Source organism: Pseudarthrobacter siccitolerans, from assembly GCF_001046895.1.
GTDB lineage: Bacteria > Actinomycetota > Actinomycetes > Actinomycetales > Micrococcaceae > Arthrobacter > Arthrobacter siccitolerans.
This window is the reverse complement of record NZ_CAQI01000044.1, coordinates 24,427-41,978: the sequence shown is the minus strand read 5'-3', so window position 1 is coordinate 41,978 and position 17,552 is coordinate 24,427. Positions and strand designations below refer to the sequence as shown.

At 65.9% G+C, this 17,552-nt stretch carries 17 protein-coding genes; 8 read left to right on the top strand and 9 right to left on the bottom strand.

Annotated elements, in window-relative coordinates:
- Positions 1-10: 10 nt before the first annotated feature.
- The 6 genes from ARTSIC4J27_RS10985 (at position 11) to ARTSIC4J27_RS10960 (ending at position 7,004) form a co-directional block, all read left to right on the top strand.
- Positions 11-358: a hypothetical protein gene (locus ARTSIC4J27_RS10985; RefSeq protein WP_050055246.1), complete on the top strand. Its 348-nt coding sequence runs from the start codon at positions 11-13 to the stop codon at positions 356-358.
- 32 nt (positions 359-390) lie between these two features.
- Positions 391-663, top strand: a complete 273-nt coding sequence (gene tatA / locus ARTSIC4J27_RS10980) for a Sec-independent protein translocase subunit TatA (RefSeq protein ID WP_050055245.1) — start codon at positions 391-393, stop codon at positions 661-663.
- Between the two features lie 47 nt (positions 664-710).
- Positions 711-1,505, top strand: a complete 795-nt coding sequence (gene tatC, locus ARTSIC4J27_RS10975) for a twin-arginine translocase subunit TatC (protein ID WP_050055244.1) — start codon at positions 711-713, stop codon at positions 1,503-1,505.
- A gap of 20 nt (positions 1,506-1,525) precedes the next feature.
- The gene (locus ARTSIC4J27_RS10970; protein WP_050055243.1) at positions 1,526-4,465 is read left to right on the top strand and encodes a DEAD/DEAH box helicase; all 2,940 of its coding nucleotides are present in this window, start codon (positions 1,526-1,528) and stop codon (positions 4,463-4,465) included.
- Positions 4,466-4,517: 52 nt separating this feature from the next.
- The gene (locus ARTSIC4J27_RS10965; RefSeq protein ID WP_050055242.1) at positions 4,518-6,167 is read left to right on the top strand and encodes an amidohydrolase; all 1,650 of its coding nucleotides are present in this window, start codon (positions 4,518-4,520) and stop codon (positions 6,165-6,167) included.
- 96 nt (positions 6,168-6,263) lie between these two features.
- A complete protein-coding gene (locus ARTSIC4J27_RS10960) occupies positions 6,264-7,004 on the top strand; it encodes a polyprenol monophosphomannose synthase (protein ID WP_050055241.1) in 741 nt (246 codons plus the stop codon).
- Positions 7,005-7,076: 72 nt separating this feature from the next.
- On the opposite strand, the gene ARTSIC4J27_RS10955 is transcribed toward ARTSIC4J27_RS10960, so the two are convergent.
- From ARTSIC4J27_RS10955 to ARTSIC4J27_RS10935, 5 genes are all read right to left on the bottom strand, one after another.
- Positions 7,077-7,424, bottom strand: a complete 348-nt coding sequence (locus ARTSIC4J27_RS10955; protein ID WP_013600997.1) for an RNA polymerase-binding protein RbpA — start codon at positions 7,422-7,424, stop codon at positions 7,077-7,079.
- Positions 7,425-7,668: 244 nt separating this feature from the next.
- Complete coding sequence (locus tag ARTSIC4J27_RS10950; protein ID WP_050055240.1) at positions 7,669-8,613, bottom strand: SPFH domain-containing protein; 945 nt, start codon at positions 8,611-8,613, stop codon at positions 7,669-7,671.
- A gap of 23 nt (positions 8,614-8,636) precedes the next feature.
- On the bottom strand, positions 8,637-9,110 hold the full coding sequence (locus tag ARTSIC4J27_RS10945) for an NfeD family protein (RefSeq protein WP_050055239.1): 474 nt from the start codon (positions 9,108-9,110) through the stop codon (positions 8,637-8,639).
- Positions 9,111-9,235: 125 nt separating this feature from the next.
- Positions 9,236-10,117 carry a putative RNA methyltransferase gene (locus ARTSIC4J27_RS10940; RefSeq protein ID WP_050055238.1) on the bottom strand — a complete coding sequence of 294 codons (882 nt, stop codon included), beginning with the start codon at positions 10,115-10,117 and terminating at the stop codon, positions 9,236-9,238.
- 86 nt (positions 10,118-10,203) lie between these two features.
- Positions 10,204-10,884, bottom strand: a complete 681-nt coding sequence (locus tag ARTSIC4J27_RS10935; RefSeq protein WP_050055237.1) for a peptide deformylase — start codon at positions 10,882-10,884, stop codon at positions 10,204-10,206.
- 53 nt (positions 10,885-10,937) lie between these two features.
- Between ARTSIC4J27_RS10935 and ARTSIC4J27_RS10930 the strand changes: the two genes are divergently transcribed.
- Complete coding sequence (locus ARTSIC4J27_RS10930) at positions 10,938-11,396, top strand: nuclear transport factor 2 family protein (protein WP_083435420.1); 459 nt, start codon at positions 10,938-10,940, stop codon at positions 11,394-11,396.
- On the opposite strand, the gene ARTSIC4J27_RS10925 is transcribed toward ARTSIC4J27_RS10930, so the two are convergent.
- The 4 genes from ARTSIC4J27_RS10925 to ARTSIC4J27_RS22915 form a co-directional block, all read right to left on the bottom strand.
- Positions 11,387-12,580 carry an FAD-dependent oxidoreductase gene (locus tag ARTSIC4J27_RS10925; RefSeq protein ID WP_050055235.1) on the bottom strand — a complete coding sequence of 398 codons (1,194 nt, stop codon included), beginning with the start codon at positions 12,578-12,580 and terminating at the stop codon, positions 11,387-11,389. The genes ARTSIC4J27_RS10930 and ARTSIC4J27_RS10925 overlap by 10 nt on opposite strands.
- Position 12,581: 1 nt before the next feature.
- Positions 12,582-13,265 carry a methyltransferase domain-containing protein gene (locus tag ARTSIC4J27_RS10920; RefSeq protein ID WP_050055580.1) on the bottom strand — a complete coding sequence of 228 codons (684 nt, stop codon included), beginning with the start codon at positions 13,263-13,265 and terminating at the stop codon, positions 12,582-12,584.
- Positions 13,266-13,282: 17 nt separating this feature from the next.
- Entirely contained in the window at positions 13,283-14,476 is a 1,194-nt protein-coding gene (locus ARTSIC4J27_RS10915; RefSeq protein WP_050055234.1) for a type III polyketide synthase, read from the bottom strand.
- A 249-nt stretch (positions 14,477-14,725) separates the two neighbouring features.
- Positions 14,726-14,875, bottom strand: a complete 150-nt coding sequence (locus tag ARTSIC4J27_RS22915; RefSeq protein WP_167344672.1) for a hypothetical protein — start codon at positions 14,873-14,875, stop codon at positions 14,726-14,728.
- A gap of 269 nt (positions 14,876-15,144) precedes the next feature.
- Here ARTSIC4J27_RS22915 and ARTSIC4J27_RS10910 point away from each other — a divergent pair, with 269 nt between their 5' ends.
- Complete coding sequence (locus tag ARTSIC4J27_RS10910) at positions 15,145-17,484, top strand: bifunctional polysaccharide deacetylase/glycosyltransferase family 2 protein (protein WP_050055233.1); 2,340 nt, start codon at positions 15,145-15,147, stop codon at positions 17,482-17,484.
- Positions 17,485-17,552 lie beyond the last annotated feature (68 nt).

The following is a 17,552-nucleotide window of genomic DNA, read 5'->3' as shown; positions in this document are numbered from 1 at the left end:
ACTTCTCAGCATGCCTTGGTGGTCCTGGATCCTGATATGGGTGGCGCTCGTTGCGCTGTCGCTGCTTTTTTATGTCCTGCTGGGCATCCGGCTGTTCCGCCAGTTCATGGCGACGGTCAAGGACCTCAGTGCGGCAGGCGAAAAATTGGGGCATATCGCCCCCGTTGAACAGCCTGCCGCCAGTCCGCACGCAGCAGGGCCGCAACCGGGGTCGGCCGTTTTTGCCTCGCCCGCCCTCATGCGACATGATTACGAAGCATCCAAGTCGTCCCGCCGTGAACAGCGCCGCCTCCGGCGGGTACAGCGCAAGGCGGACCGGGGCCAGCCGCAGGCGCTCGGCGATCTCGACTTGACGTAGAAGTAGGATGTATTTAGAGGAAAGGATTTCCCGTGGGAAGACTCTTTGATGGCCCCTGGCCCATCGTTATTATCATCGTCGTTGCTTTGCTTCTCTTTGCCGCACCCAAGCTTCCGGCGATGGCACGCAGCCTTGGCCAGTCCATGCGGATCATCAAATCCGAGGTCAAGGAAATGAAGAACGACGGCAAGGCTGACAACACCGACGCTTCGGGCCCGGTGGAAGGCACCATCGTCAACCACCCCAAGGCGAAGCCCGGTGAGCCCACAGACGGCACTGACGTTCCGCCGTCGAACCGCGCCTGACCCCAGTGGCACTGTCGCGGTCCCGTAAAGCCAACCCCGAAGGGCGGATGGCTCTTTGGGACCACCTCAAAGAGCTGAAGAACCGGCTGATCAAGTCGGCTATCGGCGTCGTTATAGGCGGCATCGGAGGCTGGATACTTTACGATCCGCTGCTGAAGGCACTGGCCGAGCCGGTCAACCGCATCTCGGAGCAGACCGGCGGGCTTGCTGCCATCAACTTCGGGAGCATTGCGTCCCCGTTCGATTTCAAGCTCCAAATGTCGTTGCTCATCGGCGTAGTCATTTCCAGCCCGATCTGGATCTACCAGCTCTGGGCTTTCATCACGCCGGGTCTGACATCCAAGGAGCGCCGCTACACGCTGGGCTATATGGCGGCTGCGGTCCCGCTGTTCCTGGCCGGCATCTGGGCCGGCTGGCTTGTGGTGCCCCAGGTGGTCCACGCCCTGACCCAGTTCACGCCGGAGGGCTCCTCCAGCGTCATCGATGCCCGGACGTATATCGAGTTCGTGACCCGGATGGTGCTGGTGCTGGGCGTCGCCTTCCTGGTGCCCGTGGTCCTGGTGGGCGTCAACATGGCCGGAATCATTTCCGGCAACACCATCCTCAAGGCCTGGCGCATCACCGTATTCCTGGTGTTTGTGCTTGCCGCCATCGCCGCCCCGGGGGCAGATGCCATTTCGATGTTTATGTTGGCCGGGCCCCTGCTGGTGCTGTTTTTTGCCGCCATCGGCATCTGCCTGATGAATGACAAGCGCCGCGAACGCCGCCAGGCAAAACGGATGGCCGAGACAGAGGCAACAGCGGACATCGCCACCCCGGGCAGTGAGCTGAAGAACCTGTAGGCGCCCGTTAGGCTTGGTATATGTCCTCCAATACCGGGCCTTTCTCCACTGGCCCACTCTCCGCCGGGCCCAGCGATCCAGAGGAGCTTTCTCCCGCCGAAAGATACCGCGCCAGCGCTGAACGAAGGGCAGACGCAGCCACCTATTTGGGCTCCTTCATCCGGACCCTGGACTTCGAACTGGATGATTTCCAGCGCCAGGCGTGCAAATCACTCCAGGAGGGCAGGGGAGTCCTGGTGGCGGCGCCCACCGGTGCGGGCAAAACCATCGTGGGCGAGTTCGCCATCTACCTCGCCTTGCAGCGCGGCCTCAAAGCCTTCTACACCACTCCCATCAAGGCTTTGAGCAACCAGAAGTTCACGGAGCTTACCGAAAAGTACGGCGCCCAGAACGTGGGCCTGCTGACCGGGGACACCAGCATCAACGGCGATGCTCCGGTGGTGGTGATGACCACCGAGGTCCTGCGGAACATGCTCTACGCCGATTCGGCCACCCTGGATGACCTGGGCTACGTGGTGATGGACGAGGTGCACTACCTTGCTGACCGCTTCCGCGGCGCCGTCTGGGAAGAAGTCATCATCCACCTTCCCAGCGAGGTGCAGGTGGCTTCGCTCAGCGCCACCGTTTCCAACGCGGAGGAGTTCGGCGCGTGGTTGGATACCGTCCGTGGCGACACGGACATCATTGTTTCTGAACACCGCCCCGTGCCGCTGTGGCAGCACGTCATGGTGGGCCGGCAGATCATGGACCTCTTCGCCGGTGAAACCACCTTTGACGAGATCGCCCCGCCCGTGGACGCCGAGCCCGGCGAAGAGCCGGCCAGGGACGGCAGGAAGGACAACCCCAAGGGCCGCGGCTTCGATGTGAACCCGGACCTGCTCACCGTTGCCCGCAGTGAAAGTATGCAGAGCTTCCGCGCCAGGTCCGGCCCCGCCGGCCGGGGACAGCGCGGCAGGCGCGGCAACGACCGGCCCGGACGCGGCGGCGACGAGCGGGGCGTTCGCCCTGCCAGCCGGCCCCAGGTGATCGCAAGCCTGGACAGGATGGATCTCCTGCCCGCCATCACATTCATTTTTTCCCGGGCCGGGTGTGATGCCGCCGTGGCGCAGTGCGTGGGCTCCGGCCTGTGGCTGACCACCGAGAAGGAGCAGCGGATCATCGCCCAGCGCGTTGACGAGGCCGGCCACGACATCCCGCCTGATGACCTGGACGTCCTGGGATTCTGGACCTGGCGTGACGGTCTGCTCCGGGGTTTCGCCGCCCACCACGCCGGCATGCTGCCCACGTTCAAGGAGGTGGTGGAGAAGCTGTTCGCGGACGGCCTCGTCAAGGCGGTCTTCGCCACCGAAACCCTGGCCCTGGGTGTCAATATGCCGGCCCGTTCGGTGGTGCTGGAGAAGCTGGACAAGTTCAACGGCGAAGCCCACGTGGACATCACTGCGGGGGAGTACACCCAGCTGACCGGCCGCGCCGGCCGGCGCGGCATCGACGTCGAGGGCCACGCCGTGGTGCTGTGGCAGCCGGGTACGGACCCGACGGCGGTAGCCGGCCTCGCCTCCCGGCGTACCTACCCGCTGAACTCCAGTTTCCGGCCCACCTACAACATGAGCATCAACCTCCTGGCCCAGTTCGGCCGGGCCAGGGCCCGCGAAATCCTGGAATCCTCGTTTGCCCAGTTCCAGGCGGACCGTTCCGTGGTGGGCCTCGCCAAGCAGGTCCGCAGCCGCGAGGAATCGCTGGCCGGGTACGCCAAGTCCATGACCTGCCACCTCGGCGACTTCACTGAGTACGCGCGGTTGCGCCGTGAATTGTCCGACGCCGAAAACGTGACCTCACGGACCAAGTCACGCGCGCGAAAGTCGCTCAACGATGATTCGCTGGCCCGTTTGCTTCCGGGCGACGTGGTGAATGTCCCCGGCGGAAGGGCACCCGGGCCGGCGATTGTGCTTAGCTCGGACCACAGCAGCCGTGAGCCGCGGCCCGCCGTGCTGACGCTGGACAACCAGCTGCGCCGGATCGGCAACGACGACCTGGAAGGACCCATCTCCCCGGTCACCCGTATCCGCATTCCCAAGTCCTTCAACGCCAAGGTCCCCAAGTCGCGGCGGGACCTCGCGTCCTCGGCCCGGAACGCGCTGCGGGAGAACCGCCCGCCGGCCCCGGGCAACAACCGCAACAACGATTTCGGCCTTGCGACTGCCCTGCCCAACCAGGAAAAGCGGATCGCGGACCTCCGCCGTGCCCTCCGCGCGCACCCCTGCCACGGGTGCAGCGAAAGGGAGGACCACGCCCGCTGGTCCGAACGCTGGTGGAAGCTCCGGCGCGAAACCGACGGGCTGGTGCGGCAGATCCAGGGCCGCACCAACACCATCGCCAAGACGTTTGACCGCGTCTGCGACGTGCTCTCGTCCTACGGTTACCTTGAACCGGCCAGTGACGGCAGGCTGCTGATCAGCCCCGACGGGCAGCGGCTGCGCCGGATCTACGGCGAAAAGGACCTGCTGATCTCGCAGTCCCTGCGCCTGGGAGCCTTTGATGACCTCGATGCCGCGGAAGTGGCTGCGCTTGCCAGCGTGCTGGTCTACCAGGCCAAGCGCGAGGACCGGGGACTTCGGCCGCGGATGCCCAGCATCTCGCTGGAGACCTCCGTGGACATCGTGGTCAGGGAATGGTCCGCGCTGGAGGATGTGGAAGAGGAAAACAAGCTGCCGCTGACCGGCGAGCCCGAGCTGGGCCTCGTGTGGCCCATTTACAAGTGGGCCCGCGGCCGGCACCTGCAGGACGTCCTGAGCGGCACTGATCTCGCCGCAGGGGACTTTGTCCGGTGGGTGAAGCAGGTGGTTGACCTGCTGGACCAGCTGGCGAAAATTCCCGGCCTCGATCCCCGCCTGGCACGCCTGTGCTCGGACGCCATCTCATTGATCCGCCGCGGCGTCGTGGCGTATTCCTCCGTCCTCTGACCTTCCCTGCCGGCTACCGGCCGGCCGCCCAACCCCAGGAGTTTGCCTTCCCATGCCCAGCGCTGAACCATCGCCCGCGTCCCGTCCCGTGCTGTACCGCAACGGCTCCGTCTACACGGCAGCTGACCCCTTCGCCACGGCCCTGCTGGTGGACGGTGACACGGTGGCGTGGGTGGGGTCGGAGCAGGCGGCGTCCTCCATCGCGGACAGCTCCATGGAGATCATCGACCTCCGCGGCGCCCTGGTTGCGCCGGGCTTCGTCGACTCGCACGCCCATCTGACGGAAACCGGCATCGCCCTGGATGCCCTGGCGCTGCAGGCTGTTTCCTCGGCCAGGGAGCTCCTTGACGCGGTGGCCGCGGCCCCGGGCGCGGGTCCGGTCCTCGGCCACGGCTGGGACGACGCCACCTGGGCCGACCCGGCCCTGCCCACAGCGGAGGAACTGGAACGGGCGTCGGGCGGCCGGCCTGTCTACCTCTCCCGCGTGGACGTGCACTCCGCGCTGGTTTCGCCGTCGCTGGCCGGCGCCGCCGCCCTCCGCGGCCTGGACGGGTACGACGGCGGCGCCCGGGTTACGCGCGCAGCTCACGCAGCTGCCCGGCAGGCAACGCGCCGGCTCCCCGGCGACGTGCTCCGCCGGCACCAGCAGCGTGCCCTGGCCGAGGCCGCGTCACACGGCTACGTGGCACTGGTGGAGATGGGCGCTCCGCACATTGGCGGCGCTGAGGACCTGCGTCTGGCCTTGACCTGGAACAACCGCACGGGTGAAGGCATGCCGACGCCCGAGGTACTCCCGTACTGGGGCGAACTGGCGTCCTCGGAAGAACACGCGCGCAGCATTCTTGGCCAGCTGGGCCCCGGGGTGCGCGGCCTGGCAGGGGACCTCAACATCGACGGCTCCATCGGGTCGCGGACAGCGGCGCTCAGGTCCGGCTACACCGACGCCGCCGGTGAAACCGGCAGCCTGTACCTCAGCGCGGAGGAGGCCGCAGCCCATCTGGCCGCCTGCTCCCTAGCGGGTATCCAGGGCGGCTTCCACATCATTGGTGATGCGGGGCTGGATGCCGCCCTGCAGGCGTTGGAGCTTGCGGCTGCCGAGGTGGGGGAGCAGCGTATCAGGGCTGCGGGCCACCGGTTCGAACATGTGGAAATGGCGGACGCGGCGGCGGTGGAGACCCTGGCCCGCTACTCTGTCACCGTCAGTGCCCAGCCCGCCTTTGATGCTGCCTGGGGCGGCCGGGGCGGCCTCTACGAAAAGCGGCTGGGGGAGCGTAGCAAGTCCATGAACCCCTTTGCGGGCCTGTACTCGGCAGGTGTTCCTGTCTGCTTCGGCAGTGACAGCCCGGTGACGCCGTTGCGCCCATGGTCCAGCGTCCGGGCCTGCCTGGAACACCACAACGAGGAACAGCGGATCTCGGCGCGGGCGGCGTTCCTGGGCCACACCCGGGCCGGGTGGCGGGCCGCAAAGTACTCCAATCCCATGGCCGGGCAACTGGTTCCCGGCGCTCCTGCCAGCTTCGCCGTCTGGGAGGTTGAGGAGCTGATGGTCCAGGTGGCTGATGGCCGGGTCCAGTCCTGGAGCACCGACCCCAGGGCCAGGACACCGCTGCTGCCCGCGCTGGATACAGGCGCGGACCCCGTGTGCCTGCAGACGGTGCGCGATGGCCTGGAGCTGTTCGCAAGCCCTGCCCTGCGTTCCTGACCCCAATGCCCGGCGCCCTATAATGGGTAGCTGCGCCCGCCGGCGGTTTGACCTTGCCAGCGGGTGCACCGACTGCTCCCACCAGGAAGGCTCTCTGTGCGCGTCCTTACGATCATCCCTACCTACAACGAGCTGGAATCGCTGCCCATCACGCTGCAGCGGCTCCGCGCAGCAGTCCCGGCCTCGGACGTGCTGGTAGTGGATGACAACAGCCCAGACGGCACCGGCCAGCTCGCCGACGGGATCGCCGCAGAGGACTCCCAGGTCCACGTCCTGCACCGCAAGGGCAAGGAAGGCCTGGGCGCCGCCTACATCGCCGGCTTCAAGTGGGGCCTGGACGCCGGATACGACGTCCTGGTGGAAATGGACGCCGACGGTTCCCACCAGCCCGAACAGCTTCCCCAGCTCCTCGAGGCCATTGACCAGGGCGCCGATCTTGCCATGGGCTCGCGCTGGGTCCCCGGCGGAAGCGTAGTGAACTGGCCGCTCTACCGCCAGGCCATCTCCCGGGTGGGCAGCACCTACGCGCGGCTGATGCTGGGCCTGAAGATCAAGGACGTCACCGGCGGCTACCGCGCCTTCCGCAGGACCACCCTGGAAAAGCTGAACCTGGACCAGGTGGACTCAGTGGGCTACGGCTTCCAGGTGGACCTCGCCTGGCGGGTGGCCCGGATGGGGCTGCGGATCGAGGAACGTCCCATCACCTTCGTGGAGCGCGAACTCGGCGCCTCCAAAATGAGCGGCAACATCGTGGTGGAAGCAATGATCAACGTCACCAAGTGGGGACTCCAGGCCCGCTGGAACACCCTCACCCGCAAGGCACAGGCACGGCAGTAACTCTGCAGCAATACAACAAATGGGCCGTCCCGCACATTGTGCGGGACGGCCCATTTGTCGTATTCAGGGGTCTTACGCGGAGCGGCGTTCTCCGCGGCGTTCGCGCAGGATGGTGAGGCGGTCCTCGAGGATCTGCTCCAGTTCCGGCAGGGAGCGGCGTTCCAGCAGCATGTCCCAGTGCGTGCGCACAGCCTTGTCGTTGCTGGTATCCGGACGTTCCCCGTCCACCAGGAGCGCTTCCTTGCCGGTCTTGGAAACCCATACCGGAGGAATCTCCGCCTCAGAGGAGAAGGTGACAAAGACCTGCTCGCCGTCTTCACACCGGTATTCGACGCGCTGGCGCGGAGCCGGCTCGACTCCGGACTCGGTCTCCATGCTCTGCGCACCTAGGCGCATGCCCCGCAGGCTGCGATCGCTCATGATTTCTCCCTCTGGTCGGTTCGCGGTGTAGAACCCGCGCTAGCCGGCGGCGCCGAGCGCCTCCGGACTACTTGGTGCACTGTGCTGCATCTTTAGATTCAACGCATTGCGAAGCTTGGTTGTTCCAGCGGATCCAGTCCTGCCAGACAAATACCCAATTATACGCGTGGCATGCCATGCCAGCCAAAATGGAAGGGATCCGCAGCAACTTGCGGATCCCGTCCTTTGTCTGGCAGAGCTCGAATCAGGGCTCGGAAGGCTTGGCTCCCACCTCATCGAACAGCCCGGCAACACCGGTTTCAGGAGTGGTTCCTCCCAGCGCATTGCCAATGCCCTTGAGCGCTTCTCCGACTTCGCTGGGGATGATCCAGAGCTTGTTGGAGGAGCCTTCCGCCAGCTTGGGCAGGGTCTGCAGGTATTGGTACGCCAGCAGCTTCTGGTCCGGGTTGCCCTTGTGGATGGCGTCAAAGACCTTCTGGATGGCCTGCGCCTCACCGTCGGCACGCAGGATGGCTGCCTTGGCATCACCTTCGGCCGCCAGGATGGACGCCTGCCGCTGGCCCTCGGCCGTGAGGATGGCAGACTGCTTGGTGCCCTCGGCCGTGAGGATTGCGGCACGCCGGTCGCGCTCGGCGCGCATCTGCTTCTCCATCGAGTCCTGGATGGAGTGGGGTGGGTCGATGGCCTTCAGCTCCACCCGCGATACGCGGATGCCCCAGCGGCCTGTGGCCTCATCGAGGACACCGCGCAGCTGGCCGTTGATCTGGTCGCGGGAAGTCAGTGCCTCTTCGAGGTTCAGGCCGCCCACCACGTTGCGCAGGGTTGTGGTGGTCAGCTGTTCCACTGCCTGGATGTAGTTGGCGATTTCGTAGGTGGCAGCCCGCGGATCGGTGACCTGGAAGTAGACCACGGTGTCGATGGAAACCACCAGGTTGTCCTCGGTGATGACCGGCTGCGGAGGGAACGACACCACCTGTTCGCGAAGGTCCAGCAGGGGCAGGAGCCGGTCCACAAAGGGAATCAGGATGGTGAGTCCCGGGTTCAGCGTGCGCTGGTACTTGCCCAGCCGTTCCACCACGCCCGCGCGCGCTTGCGGAATGATCCGTACCGAGCGGACCAGAACAATTATCACAAACACGATCAGGACTACCAGCACAATGGCCAATGCAGTTCCTCCGGCGTTATCCATACATCTCCTTGTTCCCCAATTGATCAGGCTGTATCAGGACTGGCCAGCTGCTCCGGCGGGGCGGACACCACTGCCGTTGCCCCGTCTATCGCAGAGACCACAACTCGTTGCCCGGCGGCCAGGACGCCGCCGGCAGAACGGGCGGTCCAGATGTCACCGCCGATTTTGACCAGGCCGCCATCGGAGGACACCGGTTCCATCACCAGCGCCTGTTCGCCGATCAGCCGCTCAACGTTGGTCCGCTGGTCGGAAGGGCCCTTCTTCAGGTGCGACAGGGCTACGGGCCGGACAAAGGCGATCATCAGCAGGGACACCACGCAGAAGACTACAATCTGCAGCCACAGGTCTGCCCCCGCAAAGTCCGCCACCAGGGCGGCCAGGGTCCCGCCGCCAAGCATGATGAAAAACAGGTCAAGCGTGATCATTTCGATCACTGCAAACGGCAGGAAAGCCGTGAGCCACAGCGCCCACCAGTTTTCCCCCAGCCATTCGAACAAGTTCTCCCCCTTCGCTACGGGGAGCCGCGGACGTGCACCCGCCAGTAACTGTTCTTCAATCTTAGTGCCGCCTTGCAGGCTACGGGCAGGCCCGTGGGTCCGGCTGGCGGATAGTGGCCAACTCGTTACGCGGCAGCAGGCTTGCGGGGCCGGAAAACCATGATCTGAAACTTCGCTTCTGCGGTGATCGGCTCTGGCAGTCCTTCAAGGCGGGCAGAGATGGCCTCGCGGTCCAGGTGGTGCCCGGCCGGTCCCATAAAAGCCAGATCGGCGGCCTCCCGGCGCGTCAGTGCCAAGGGGATGTCGACCACGGAGGCGGTTCCGCCGTCGAAATGGCCTCCCATCGCTTCGGCCAGCCGCGCTTCCTTTCCCTCCTCAATACCCAGCATGCCGGTGACGGCCGCAAGGGAGGCCAGGTGCCCGGCGCGCGGAGTAACCACCACCAGCCGCCCGGACGGCCGCAGCACACGGGCAAATTCCGCAGCATTGCGCGGTGCGAAAATCACGGTGACGGCATCCACCGAGTGATCCGCCAGCGGCAGGGGCTGCCAGATGTCACAGACAAGGTTCACGGCTTCCGGATTGAGCCGCGCGGCCCGGCGGAGGGCGAACTTCGAGATGTCCAGGCCGAGGGCGGCGACTTTCCGGTCCTGCGCCGCCGCAGCATCGAGCAGAACGCGCAGGTAGTGCCCCGTCCCCGTTCCCGAGTCCAGCACCGCCGCGCGGTCCGCCGGGAGGAAGGGTACGACGGCGGCTGCCACCGCGTCGGCAAGGGGCCCGTAATGGCCGTCCCCCAGAAAGTCGGCGCGGGCCTGGACCATCGCGGCTGAGTCGGCCTCGAAGGCCGTCCCCTTACCCACCAGCAGGTTGAAGTATCCCTGCCGGGCGGCATCGAAACTGTGGCCCGACGGGCAGGCCAGGCGGCCCTGCCCTGAGGCTGTTTCCAGCAGGTCCAGGGGATGGGAACACACCGGGCACAGCAGTGGAAGGTCCATGGTGGAGGGCATGGTAACCATCCTAGAGGTGCATGGTCCCGCGTTTGCCGGCAGTGTCAGGCGCGGGAGGTCAGGCGCGGGAGGCCAGGCGCAGAAGGTCAGGCGTTGCTGATACCGGCAGGACCGGCATCGAAACCGAGCCCGTGCTGAGCCCTGCTGATGCCTGGCTCCGCCCAGTGCGCCGCGTATTCGGCGTTGCTGCTGAGCGACCGCAGCTGGGCCCGGTCCACGTACAGCACCCCGTTCAGGTGGTCCGTCTCATGCTGCACAATCCGGGCCTGCCAGCCGGAAAATTCCCGCTGTGCGGCCGCTCCGTCCGGGGTCTGGAATTCGAGCAGGACGTGTTCGTGGCGGGCAACCACAGCCTGCAGGCCGTTGAGCGAGAGGCAGCCCTCATAAAAGGAGGCAAGCCCGGGGCCAAGCGGTGCATAGCGGGGGTTCACGATGGCCAGGAACTCCAGCGGGCTCCGGTTCCGCAGGGCGGCGGCTTCGGGGTCGACGTCGAACTGGTCCTCAAGGACGGCCAGCTGCAGGGGGATCCCGAGTTGCGGCGCTGCGAGGCCCACGCCGGGCGCTTGGTGCATCACCTCGCGCATGAGGTTGACCAACCGGGTGAGCAGCTCACCGGACAGCTGCCCGTCGAACGCTGCGGCGCGCTGGCGGAGGGCGGGGTGGCCGGCCTGCACAATGGGCGGAAGCGTTCCGGCGGCGAGGATCTGCTCCACGGTTTCGCGGATTTGTTCTGCGGTGAGGTCTGTTCCGGGCGTGCTCTGGCTCATGAGCAAAGCCTAATGGCCTGCCGGAACCCGGACGCTCCGCTAGTGTCTATCCCATGCCTGAGCCTTCCCCGCAGCACCACAAAGCGCTGAGCCACCCGACGCAGGACACCCCGCGATTGGACAACTCCCCGCTGGAGTGCGTCCTGGGGTTCATCCGTGTCCTGGAAGCGGGCGGGGGAGCGGCCGGAATCCGGCCTTTCCTCGCTGACTCGTTTGTCCTGGTGGAGGCCCCGCACCTCCTGGCGCCGGAAGGCTCCACCCGCATGCTGCCCGACGTCCTGGCGGGGGCCGACCAAAGCTCCGATGTGGTGTCGGACCAGAAGTTTCTCATCCGCCGGACCACCTGCGAGGGCGGCCGGGTGGCTGTCGAAGCGGACTGGTCTGCGACGGTGCGGATGGACCTCCGCTACTGGGACCGGGGTGAAACGATCCGGGCCAGGACGTCGTCGGTCTTTGAAGTGCGAGACGGGTTGATTGTCAGCCAGGACAGTTACGACTGCTACTACCGGTAGCTGCTGCTGGGGAGCCCGGCGGGGGCCGGTGACTGCATGGTGAACCGCCGGGCAGTCCAGCGGTTGACGGCCGGAGTGCCGGCCGCGGCGCTGATCGCCATGTTCCGCAGGGTCAGCAGCGGCCCGGGCAGCGGACGGCCCAGCATCATGTTGATTTCGGACTGGCGCCTGGCCAGCAAGGCTGCCTGGCGCCGGCCGGCCTCGAACTCCTCGAACTGCCGCCCGGTCCTGTCCTTCCCGCCCGACAACGCCGCCAGGATAGCGGGGGAGAGGGCCTGGGCGTCCAGCCAGCCGAGATTCATGCCCTGGCCGCCGATCGGACTGATCTCGTGTGCCGCGTCTCCAATCAGGACGACCCGGCCGGCGGCCATCCTGCCGGCAAGGGCGGACCGGACGCTGAAGGCGCTCAGCATGGTGTTGGTCCGCGCGTCCGGAAGGACCCCGGTCCGTTCCCGCACCAGGTCCGCCAGCCGGGCGGGCTCCGCAGTGCCGGCGGGCGTGCCCAGCCGCACCACCCATCGCCGGACACCGCCGGGCAAGGGGAATGACTCAACGATTCCGCCGCGCTCAAGGAACAGGACGGCCCTGTCGCCGTAGGGTCCCGGGTCCTGGAAATCGCCCATGAGGTAGTGGTCGGGGTAGTTCCTGCTGTCTACGGACACCTTCAGAAGCCTGCGCACCCGGGACCGCGCGCCGTCGGCCGCCACCACAAGGGAGGCAGCGAACTCCATCCGGCGGCACCCGGCCTCCCCGCACGCCTCCGCACCAACGGTGACCCGTCCGCCGTCGTCCCTTACTTCCATGGCCCGCACACCGCGGACCAGCGCGTCGCCGTCGAGTTGGCGGGCGCGCTCCTCGAGGAGCTGCTCCGTGCGGAACTGGGGCAGGGCCAGCACAAACGGGAACGCGGCGGAGACGTCGCCAAAGGACATGGTGCCCACGGTCTTTCCGCCGCTGACCGCCATCCCCTCCCTGATCCGGACCCCGTCGTTGACGGCGGAACCTGCGATCCCGACCCGGTCCAACGCTTCAAGGGCGGGCGGGTGGATGCCGATGGCCCGTGTGTGAAGGTTCCTCTCCTGCCGCTGTTCAAGCACCCGCACGCTGACGCCGTCCTGGAGCAGCAGAGCAGCCAGGTACAGGCCCACAGGACCCCCGCCGATGATCAGGACATCCGTTGCCACGTCAGTTCCTGCGCAGGGCGAGAACCTGGTGGAACGCTGCGGAGGGTTCCACTGTCCAGCCCGGCGGTGCGAGTGCGGATAATTCTCCGGTGGTGTAGCTCCGGCGGATGGACGTCAGGCCGTCAGGGCGGATGTATGAATCGCGGAACGGCAGGGCGGCGGCCCAGAAGAGCGCGTACGCGGCGGCGCTGCGGCGCAGGTCGTTGTGGAGGACTCTCCGGCGGGCCAGGGCGGCGGAGTCGGAAAGGAGCTGCTGGAACCCGCCGGGCGAAAGGTGGTGGAGCACGTGGTTTGAGATGACGTAGTCGAAGCTGTTGCCTTCCCGGACCAGGTCCGAGCTGTGCGCCTGCCGGAATTCCACATCAGGCAGGGGCGGACGCCGGCGGGCGAAGGCGGCCGCGCGGGCGTCCGGGTCTATGCCGGTGATCCGCAACGCCAGCCCGTCGCTGCGGGCCCAGCCGGCGAGCCGGCACGCCAGGTCGCCGCCGCCGGAGCCGATGTCGAGCAACGTGGCAGGAGCGGTGTTCGCCGCCAGCCCCGGACGCAGTTCCCGGACGTAGAGCTTCCGCCAGCCGGACAGGGCCCGGTTAACCAGGCCAAACTGCCGGTAGGTGTTGTCCAGGAGCCGGGCGTCGCAGTCTGGAAGGTCCATCAGTTCCACGGCGTCGGCGGCGCGCTGCCGCATCAGGAGGTCCACCAGGCTCAGGAAACCGGCACTTCCGCCGCCGCATGCCCGGACAGCCGGTCCGGCCGCGTTCCGGCAGGTGCCTGCCGCAGCTTGGTGAAGAGTCCTGTCTCCACAGTGAGCCCGGGACCAAAAGCCATGGAGCAGATCCGTTCGTCGCCGTCTTCGGGAGCCTGTTCGAGAATGTGCTTGAGTACAAACAGCACCGTGGAGCTGCTCATGTTGCCGTAATTGCGCAGCGTCTCGCGTGCCGGGACTAGCTGCTCGTCGGTGAGGCCGAGCCGGGACTGGACTTTGTCCAGGATGCTCCGGCCGCCCGGATGGATGGCCCAGTGGCGGATGGAGGTGTAGGGGAGTGCGGCCAGTTCCGGATCCTTGGCCAGCAGGGGCTGGAGGGCGCCTACGATGTGATCATCGATGATGTGCGGTACGTAATTTCCCAGCACCATCTCAAACCCGTGGTCGCCGATGTTCCAGGCCATGGAGTCTTCGCCCACCGGGGTGAGGACCGTTTCGAAGTGGTCCAGCTGCAGCAGGGACTGTTCCCCGGCGCCGCTTCGGGCTGTTACGACGGCGGCCGCGGCACCATCGGCGAAGAGGGCCGATCCCATGATGGTGTCGGGATCGTTGGAAGTGCGGACGTGCAGGGAGCACAGCTCGGCGCACACCACCAGCACTACTGCATCCGGATCGGCCTCGCAAAAGAGTTTCGCTGCCCGCAGGGCGGGAAATGCCGCATAGCAGCCCATAAAGCCCAGGTGGTAGCGCTGGACGGCCGGGTCGAGGCCCAGTTCACGGACGATCTTGTAATCGGGGCCGGGGTTGAAGAACCCGGTGCAGGAAACCGTAATGAGATGAGTTATGTCAAGTAAATCGAGTTCCGGCGCCGCCGCGACGGCAGCGCGGGCGGCTTCAACAAAGAGCTTGGTGGCCTCGCGGCCGAAGATCTCGTTGCGGACTTTGGTGCTGGGGTTCAGCAGCAGGCCGGCGGCCGGATCGTAGAACTGCGGATTGTCGGAGCGGAAATCGTTGGTCAGTTCCTCAACGGCGGTGAAACGCGTGTCGATGGCGGCTGAATCGAAACAGGTGCTGACCAGCCGCGAGCCGAGCCTGGATAAACCTGGCTGGGCCGCAAACACGTCACGGGCTTCCGTCTGGATCAGCATCGTTTTCGGGACAGCTGTTTCAAGGGATCGCACATAGACCGTCATTGACTCATTCTTAACGAGCAGTCCGGTTAAGACAATGCTGACCTGCGGATTTGCCCCCGCAACTGGCGATTGCCGCCGACGTACACCATGGCCCCGGATGACCCGGCGAACCCCTTCCAGGGCTTCGACGCAAAGCGCCGATAATCTACATTATGTCAAGTAGCGTTTCTCGAGCGGCCCCTGGCACTTGCTCTGGCGGGCCGGCACCGGCAGGTCACTGCTCCGCCTCGGTAGCGGGCTTTCCCGTGGCTAGCGCCGCTGGCCGATGCCGGCGCCAACCAAGGCGCCGGCGCCCAGCCCGAGTGCAAAGCCGATGAAGGGGCTGTCAAAAACAGTAAGCCCGATGGCCAGTCCGAAGGCGGCGCCCACCAGGCAGCAGATCCACAACGGTTTGTTCATTGGCACTGATGCTACCGCCAGTATTCCTGCAGGTGGTCCTCCCCCGCAGGCAGGTACCGGAACGCGTATGGAGCCATTGGAAAGTCGAGTACCAGTTACGCATGTGCCGGGACTACAGGGCTCCTAGCCTTCTTAGCAAGTGACACTCCGGGAATTGCTGGGCCCGGGAGCCATGGGTGGACAGATCAAACCCCCGATCTGCCGGCCCGCGTCACCTCCCTGCCACCTGTAGAGACACCTGCAGGCGGGTTTTCCTGGTGAGGACCTTGATGACCATTCCAGCCCCTCCGAAGCCACTTGGCCGGCCACCGGTCTTTTTCGATGCCAGCGGTAAACGCTGGCGCCGGATCCTGGGCCTGCTTTTTGCCTGCCTGCTGATAGTCGTCCTGACCGCTCTCGCCATCCTCCCTGCCGCCACTGCCCCGGTACGGCCGCCAAATCTGAACCAGGCCGCAGACTATCCCCGCCAGCTCCTCGTCGGCCAGGACCTTGAGAACATCCCGAGGATCGGCGTCGACAAAGAGGTCGCCCCGTTCCACCGGATCGCCCTCGTGGAACACAAGGACGGCAAAACGCTGCTGAAGGATCCGTTCAGCGGCACGGTGTGGAGGGAAGCCACTCCCGAGGAAGTCCTCATGACGGGCGACAGCCCCTACGTTGTGGAGGGATACGGCCGCCCGCTGGAGCGCACGCTGATGCTCACGTTCGACGACGGTCCCGACCCCACGTACACGCCGGAGATTCTCGATCTGCTCTCCACCGAGGGTGTCCCCGCCACCTTCTTCGCCGTCGGAGACAACGTGGTCAAATATCCCGACCTGTTCCGGCGCATGGTCCGGGAGGGCCATATGGTGGGAAACCACTCAGCGTCCCACATCGACTTCTGGGCCCACGATGACGCCTACAACCGGCAGCAGATCATCGGCGCGGACCGGGTGATGAGGTCCGTGGCCAACTACGAGTCCCGGCTGTTCCGGATCCCCACCGGCGACCCTGAAAACAACACCCTGGCCCTGTTGCAGGCCCAGCAGCTGGGCTACCTCCACATCGCTTTCGACCTGGATACCCACGACTGGCAGTACAGTCCCGCCGATGACATCCAGCTCCCGGCGCTGGACGGCCAAGGCCACATTGTGCTGCTCCATGATGGCGGCGGAAACCGCACCGCAACAGTGAACCTGCTCAAGAAATTCATTACGGAGGCGAAGGCACAGGGCTACACCTTCACCACGCTCCAGCCCTTGCTGCCCGCAGACTTCGTGCCGCGGACCAGCGTGCCCGCAACGCTGGAAGACAACGCGACCTTCACAGCCCTGTCGGCCTACCTTGTCACCCCGAACATCCTGCTCACCTGGCTGTTCTGGTTCGGCATCGGATCCCTCACCATCCTGACCTTCCTGTTTGTCATCCTGGCCCTGGTCAGCAACGCCCGGATGAAAAAACGCCGCTGGGACGACCTCAAGGAAAATGAGTGGCCGTTCGTGAGCGTGGTGTTGCCCGTTTTCAACGAGGAGCTCGTCGTTTCGAAAACCCTGGATGCCCTGCGGGCCAGCGATTATCCCCTAATGGAGGTAGTGGCCGTCAACGACGGGTCCACTGACGGCACGCTCGCCGTGCTGACCGAATACGCCAGGACCTGGCCTGCCCTGCGCGTTGTGAACCAGGCCAATGCCGGGAAGCCGGCGGCAAGCAACCACGGAATCGACGAGTCCTGGGGGGACATCATCATCACCCTCGACGGCGACACGCTGTTCGAGCCACAGACCATCAAGATGTTTGCCCGCCATTTCCTGGCTCCCCGCAACGGCAAGGAAGTGGGAGCAGTGGCCGGGCACGTCAAGGTCGGGAACCGCCGGAACCTGATCACGGCCTGGCAAAGCCTCGAATACCTCTCCGGCATTTGCGTCACCCGCATGGCGGAGGGCCTGATGGGCGCCATCTCGATCGCCCCGGGCGCCTGCGCCGCGTGGCGCCGGGAGGCTTTGGTCCGGGCGGGCGGCTACTCCCATGACACCCTGGCAGAGGACGCCGACCTCACGTTGACGCTGCAGCGGCTCGGCTACAGCATTGCCCAGGAAAACGAGGCCGTGGCGTGGACCGAGGCACCCATGACCCTCCGCGGCCTGTTCAAACAGCGGCTCCGCTGGACCTACGGCAACATCCAGACCCTGTACAAGCACCGGGCGATGCTCTTCAACCCCCGGTACGGCGCGCTGGGCATGCTTACCATGCCCTACGCCCTGATCGCCGTGCTTGTCCCGCTGATCTTTATGCCTCTCACCGTCATCGTCGCCGTGGTGAGCCTCAGCCGGGGTGAATGGCAGGCCATCGCCATTTTCTCCCTGTTCGTGGCGGCCACCCACATGCTCGTCTCCGTCGTGGCAGTGCTGATGGTGCGGGAGAACCTCCTCCACCTGCTGATGGTTCCGATCTACCGGCTGATCTACGAACCCCTTCGGGCTTACGTCATTTTCGGGTCCGCCCTCCAGGCGCTTCGAGGCACCGCCGTCGGCTGGTACAGGCCCGAACGCACCAACAGTGTTGCGGTTTCTGCCCTTACCGCCGCCCCGCCCAGAAAGCTGGAACCTCTCACACCCAGTTCCACCTGATCCGCGGCGCCCCTTAGCTGTATCCCGGGAACGCCGTCCGGGACTATTGTGACCACCTAACGAACGTG

Coding starts and splice junctions, on each gene's coding strand:
- ARTSIC4J27_RS10985 (WP_050055246.1), top strand. CDS start 11: ATGCCTTGGTGGTCCTGGATCCTGATATGGGTGGCGCTCGTTGCGCTG.
- tatC (WP_050055244.1), top strand. CDS start 711: ATGGCTCTTTGGGACCACCTCAAAGAGCTGAAGAACCGGCTGATCAAG.
- ARTSIC4J27_RS10970 (WP_050055243.1), top strand. CDS start 1,526: ATGTCCTCCAATACCGGGCCTTTCTCCACTGGCCCACTCTCCGCCGGG.
- ARTSIC4J27_RS10965 (WP_050055242.1), top strand. CDS start 4,518: ATGCCCAGCGCTGAACCATCGCCCGCGTCCCGTCCCGTGCTGTACCGC.
- ARTSIC4J27_RS10955 (WP_013600997.1), bottom strand. CDS start 7,424: ATGAGCGATCGCAGCCTGCGGGGCATGCGCCTAGGTGCGCAGAGCATG.
- ARTSIC4J27_RS10950 (WP_050055240.1), bottom strand. CDS start 8,613: ATGGATAACGCCGGAGGAACTGCATTGGCCATTGTGCTGGTAGTCCTG.
- ARTSIC4J27_RS10940 (WP_050055238.1), bottom strand. CDS start 10,117: ATGCCCTCCACCATGGACCTTCCACTGCTGTGCCCGGTGTGTTCCCAT.
- ARTSIC4J27_RS10935 (WP_050055237.1), bottom strand. CDS start 10,884: ATGAGCCAGAGCACGCCCGGAACAGACCTCACCGCAGAACAAATCCGC.
- ARTSIC4J27_RS10930 (WP_083435420.1), top strand. CDS start 10,938: ATGCCTGAGCCTTCCCCGCAGCACCACAAAGCGCTGAGCCACCCGACG.
- ARTSIC4J27_RS10920 (WP_050055580.1), bottom strand. CDS start 13,265: ATGCGGCAGCGCGCCGCCGACGCCGTGGAACTGATGGACCTTCCAGAC.
- ARTSIC4J27_RS10915 (WP_050055234.1), bottom strand. CDS start 14,476: ATGACGGTCTATGTGCGATCCCTTGAAACAGCTGTCCCGAAAACGATG.
- ARTSIC4J27_RS22915 (WP_167344672.1), bottom strand. CDS start 14,875: ATGAACAAACCGTTGTGGATCTGCTGCCTGGTGGGCGCCGCCTTCGGA.
- ARTSIC4J27_RS10910 (WP_050055233.1), top strand. CDS start 15,145: ATGACCATTCCAGCCCCTCCGAAGCCACTTGGCCGGCCACCGGTCTTT.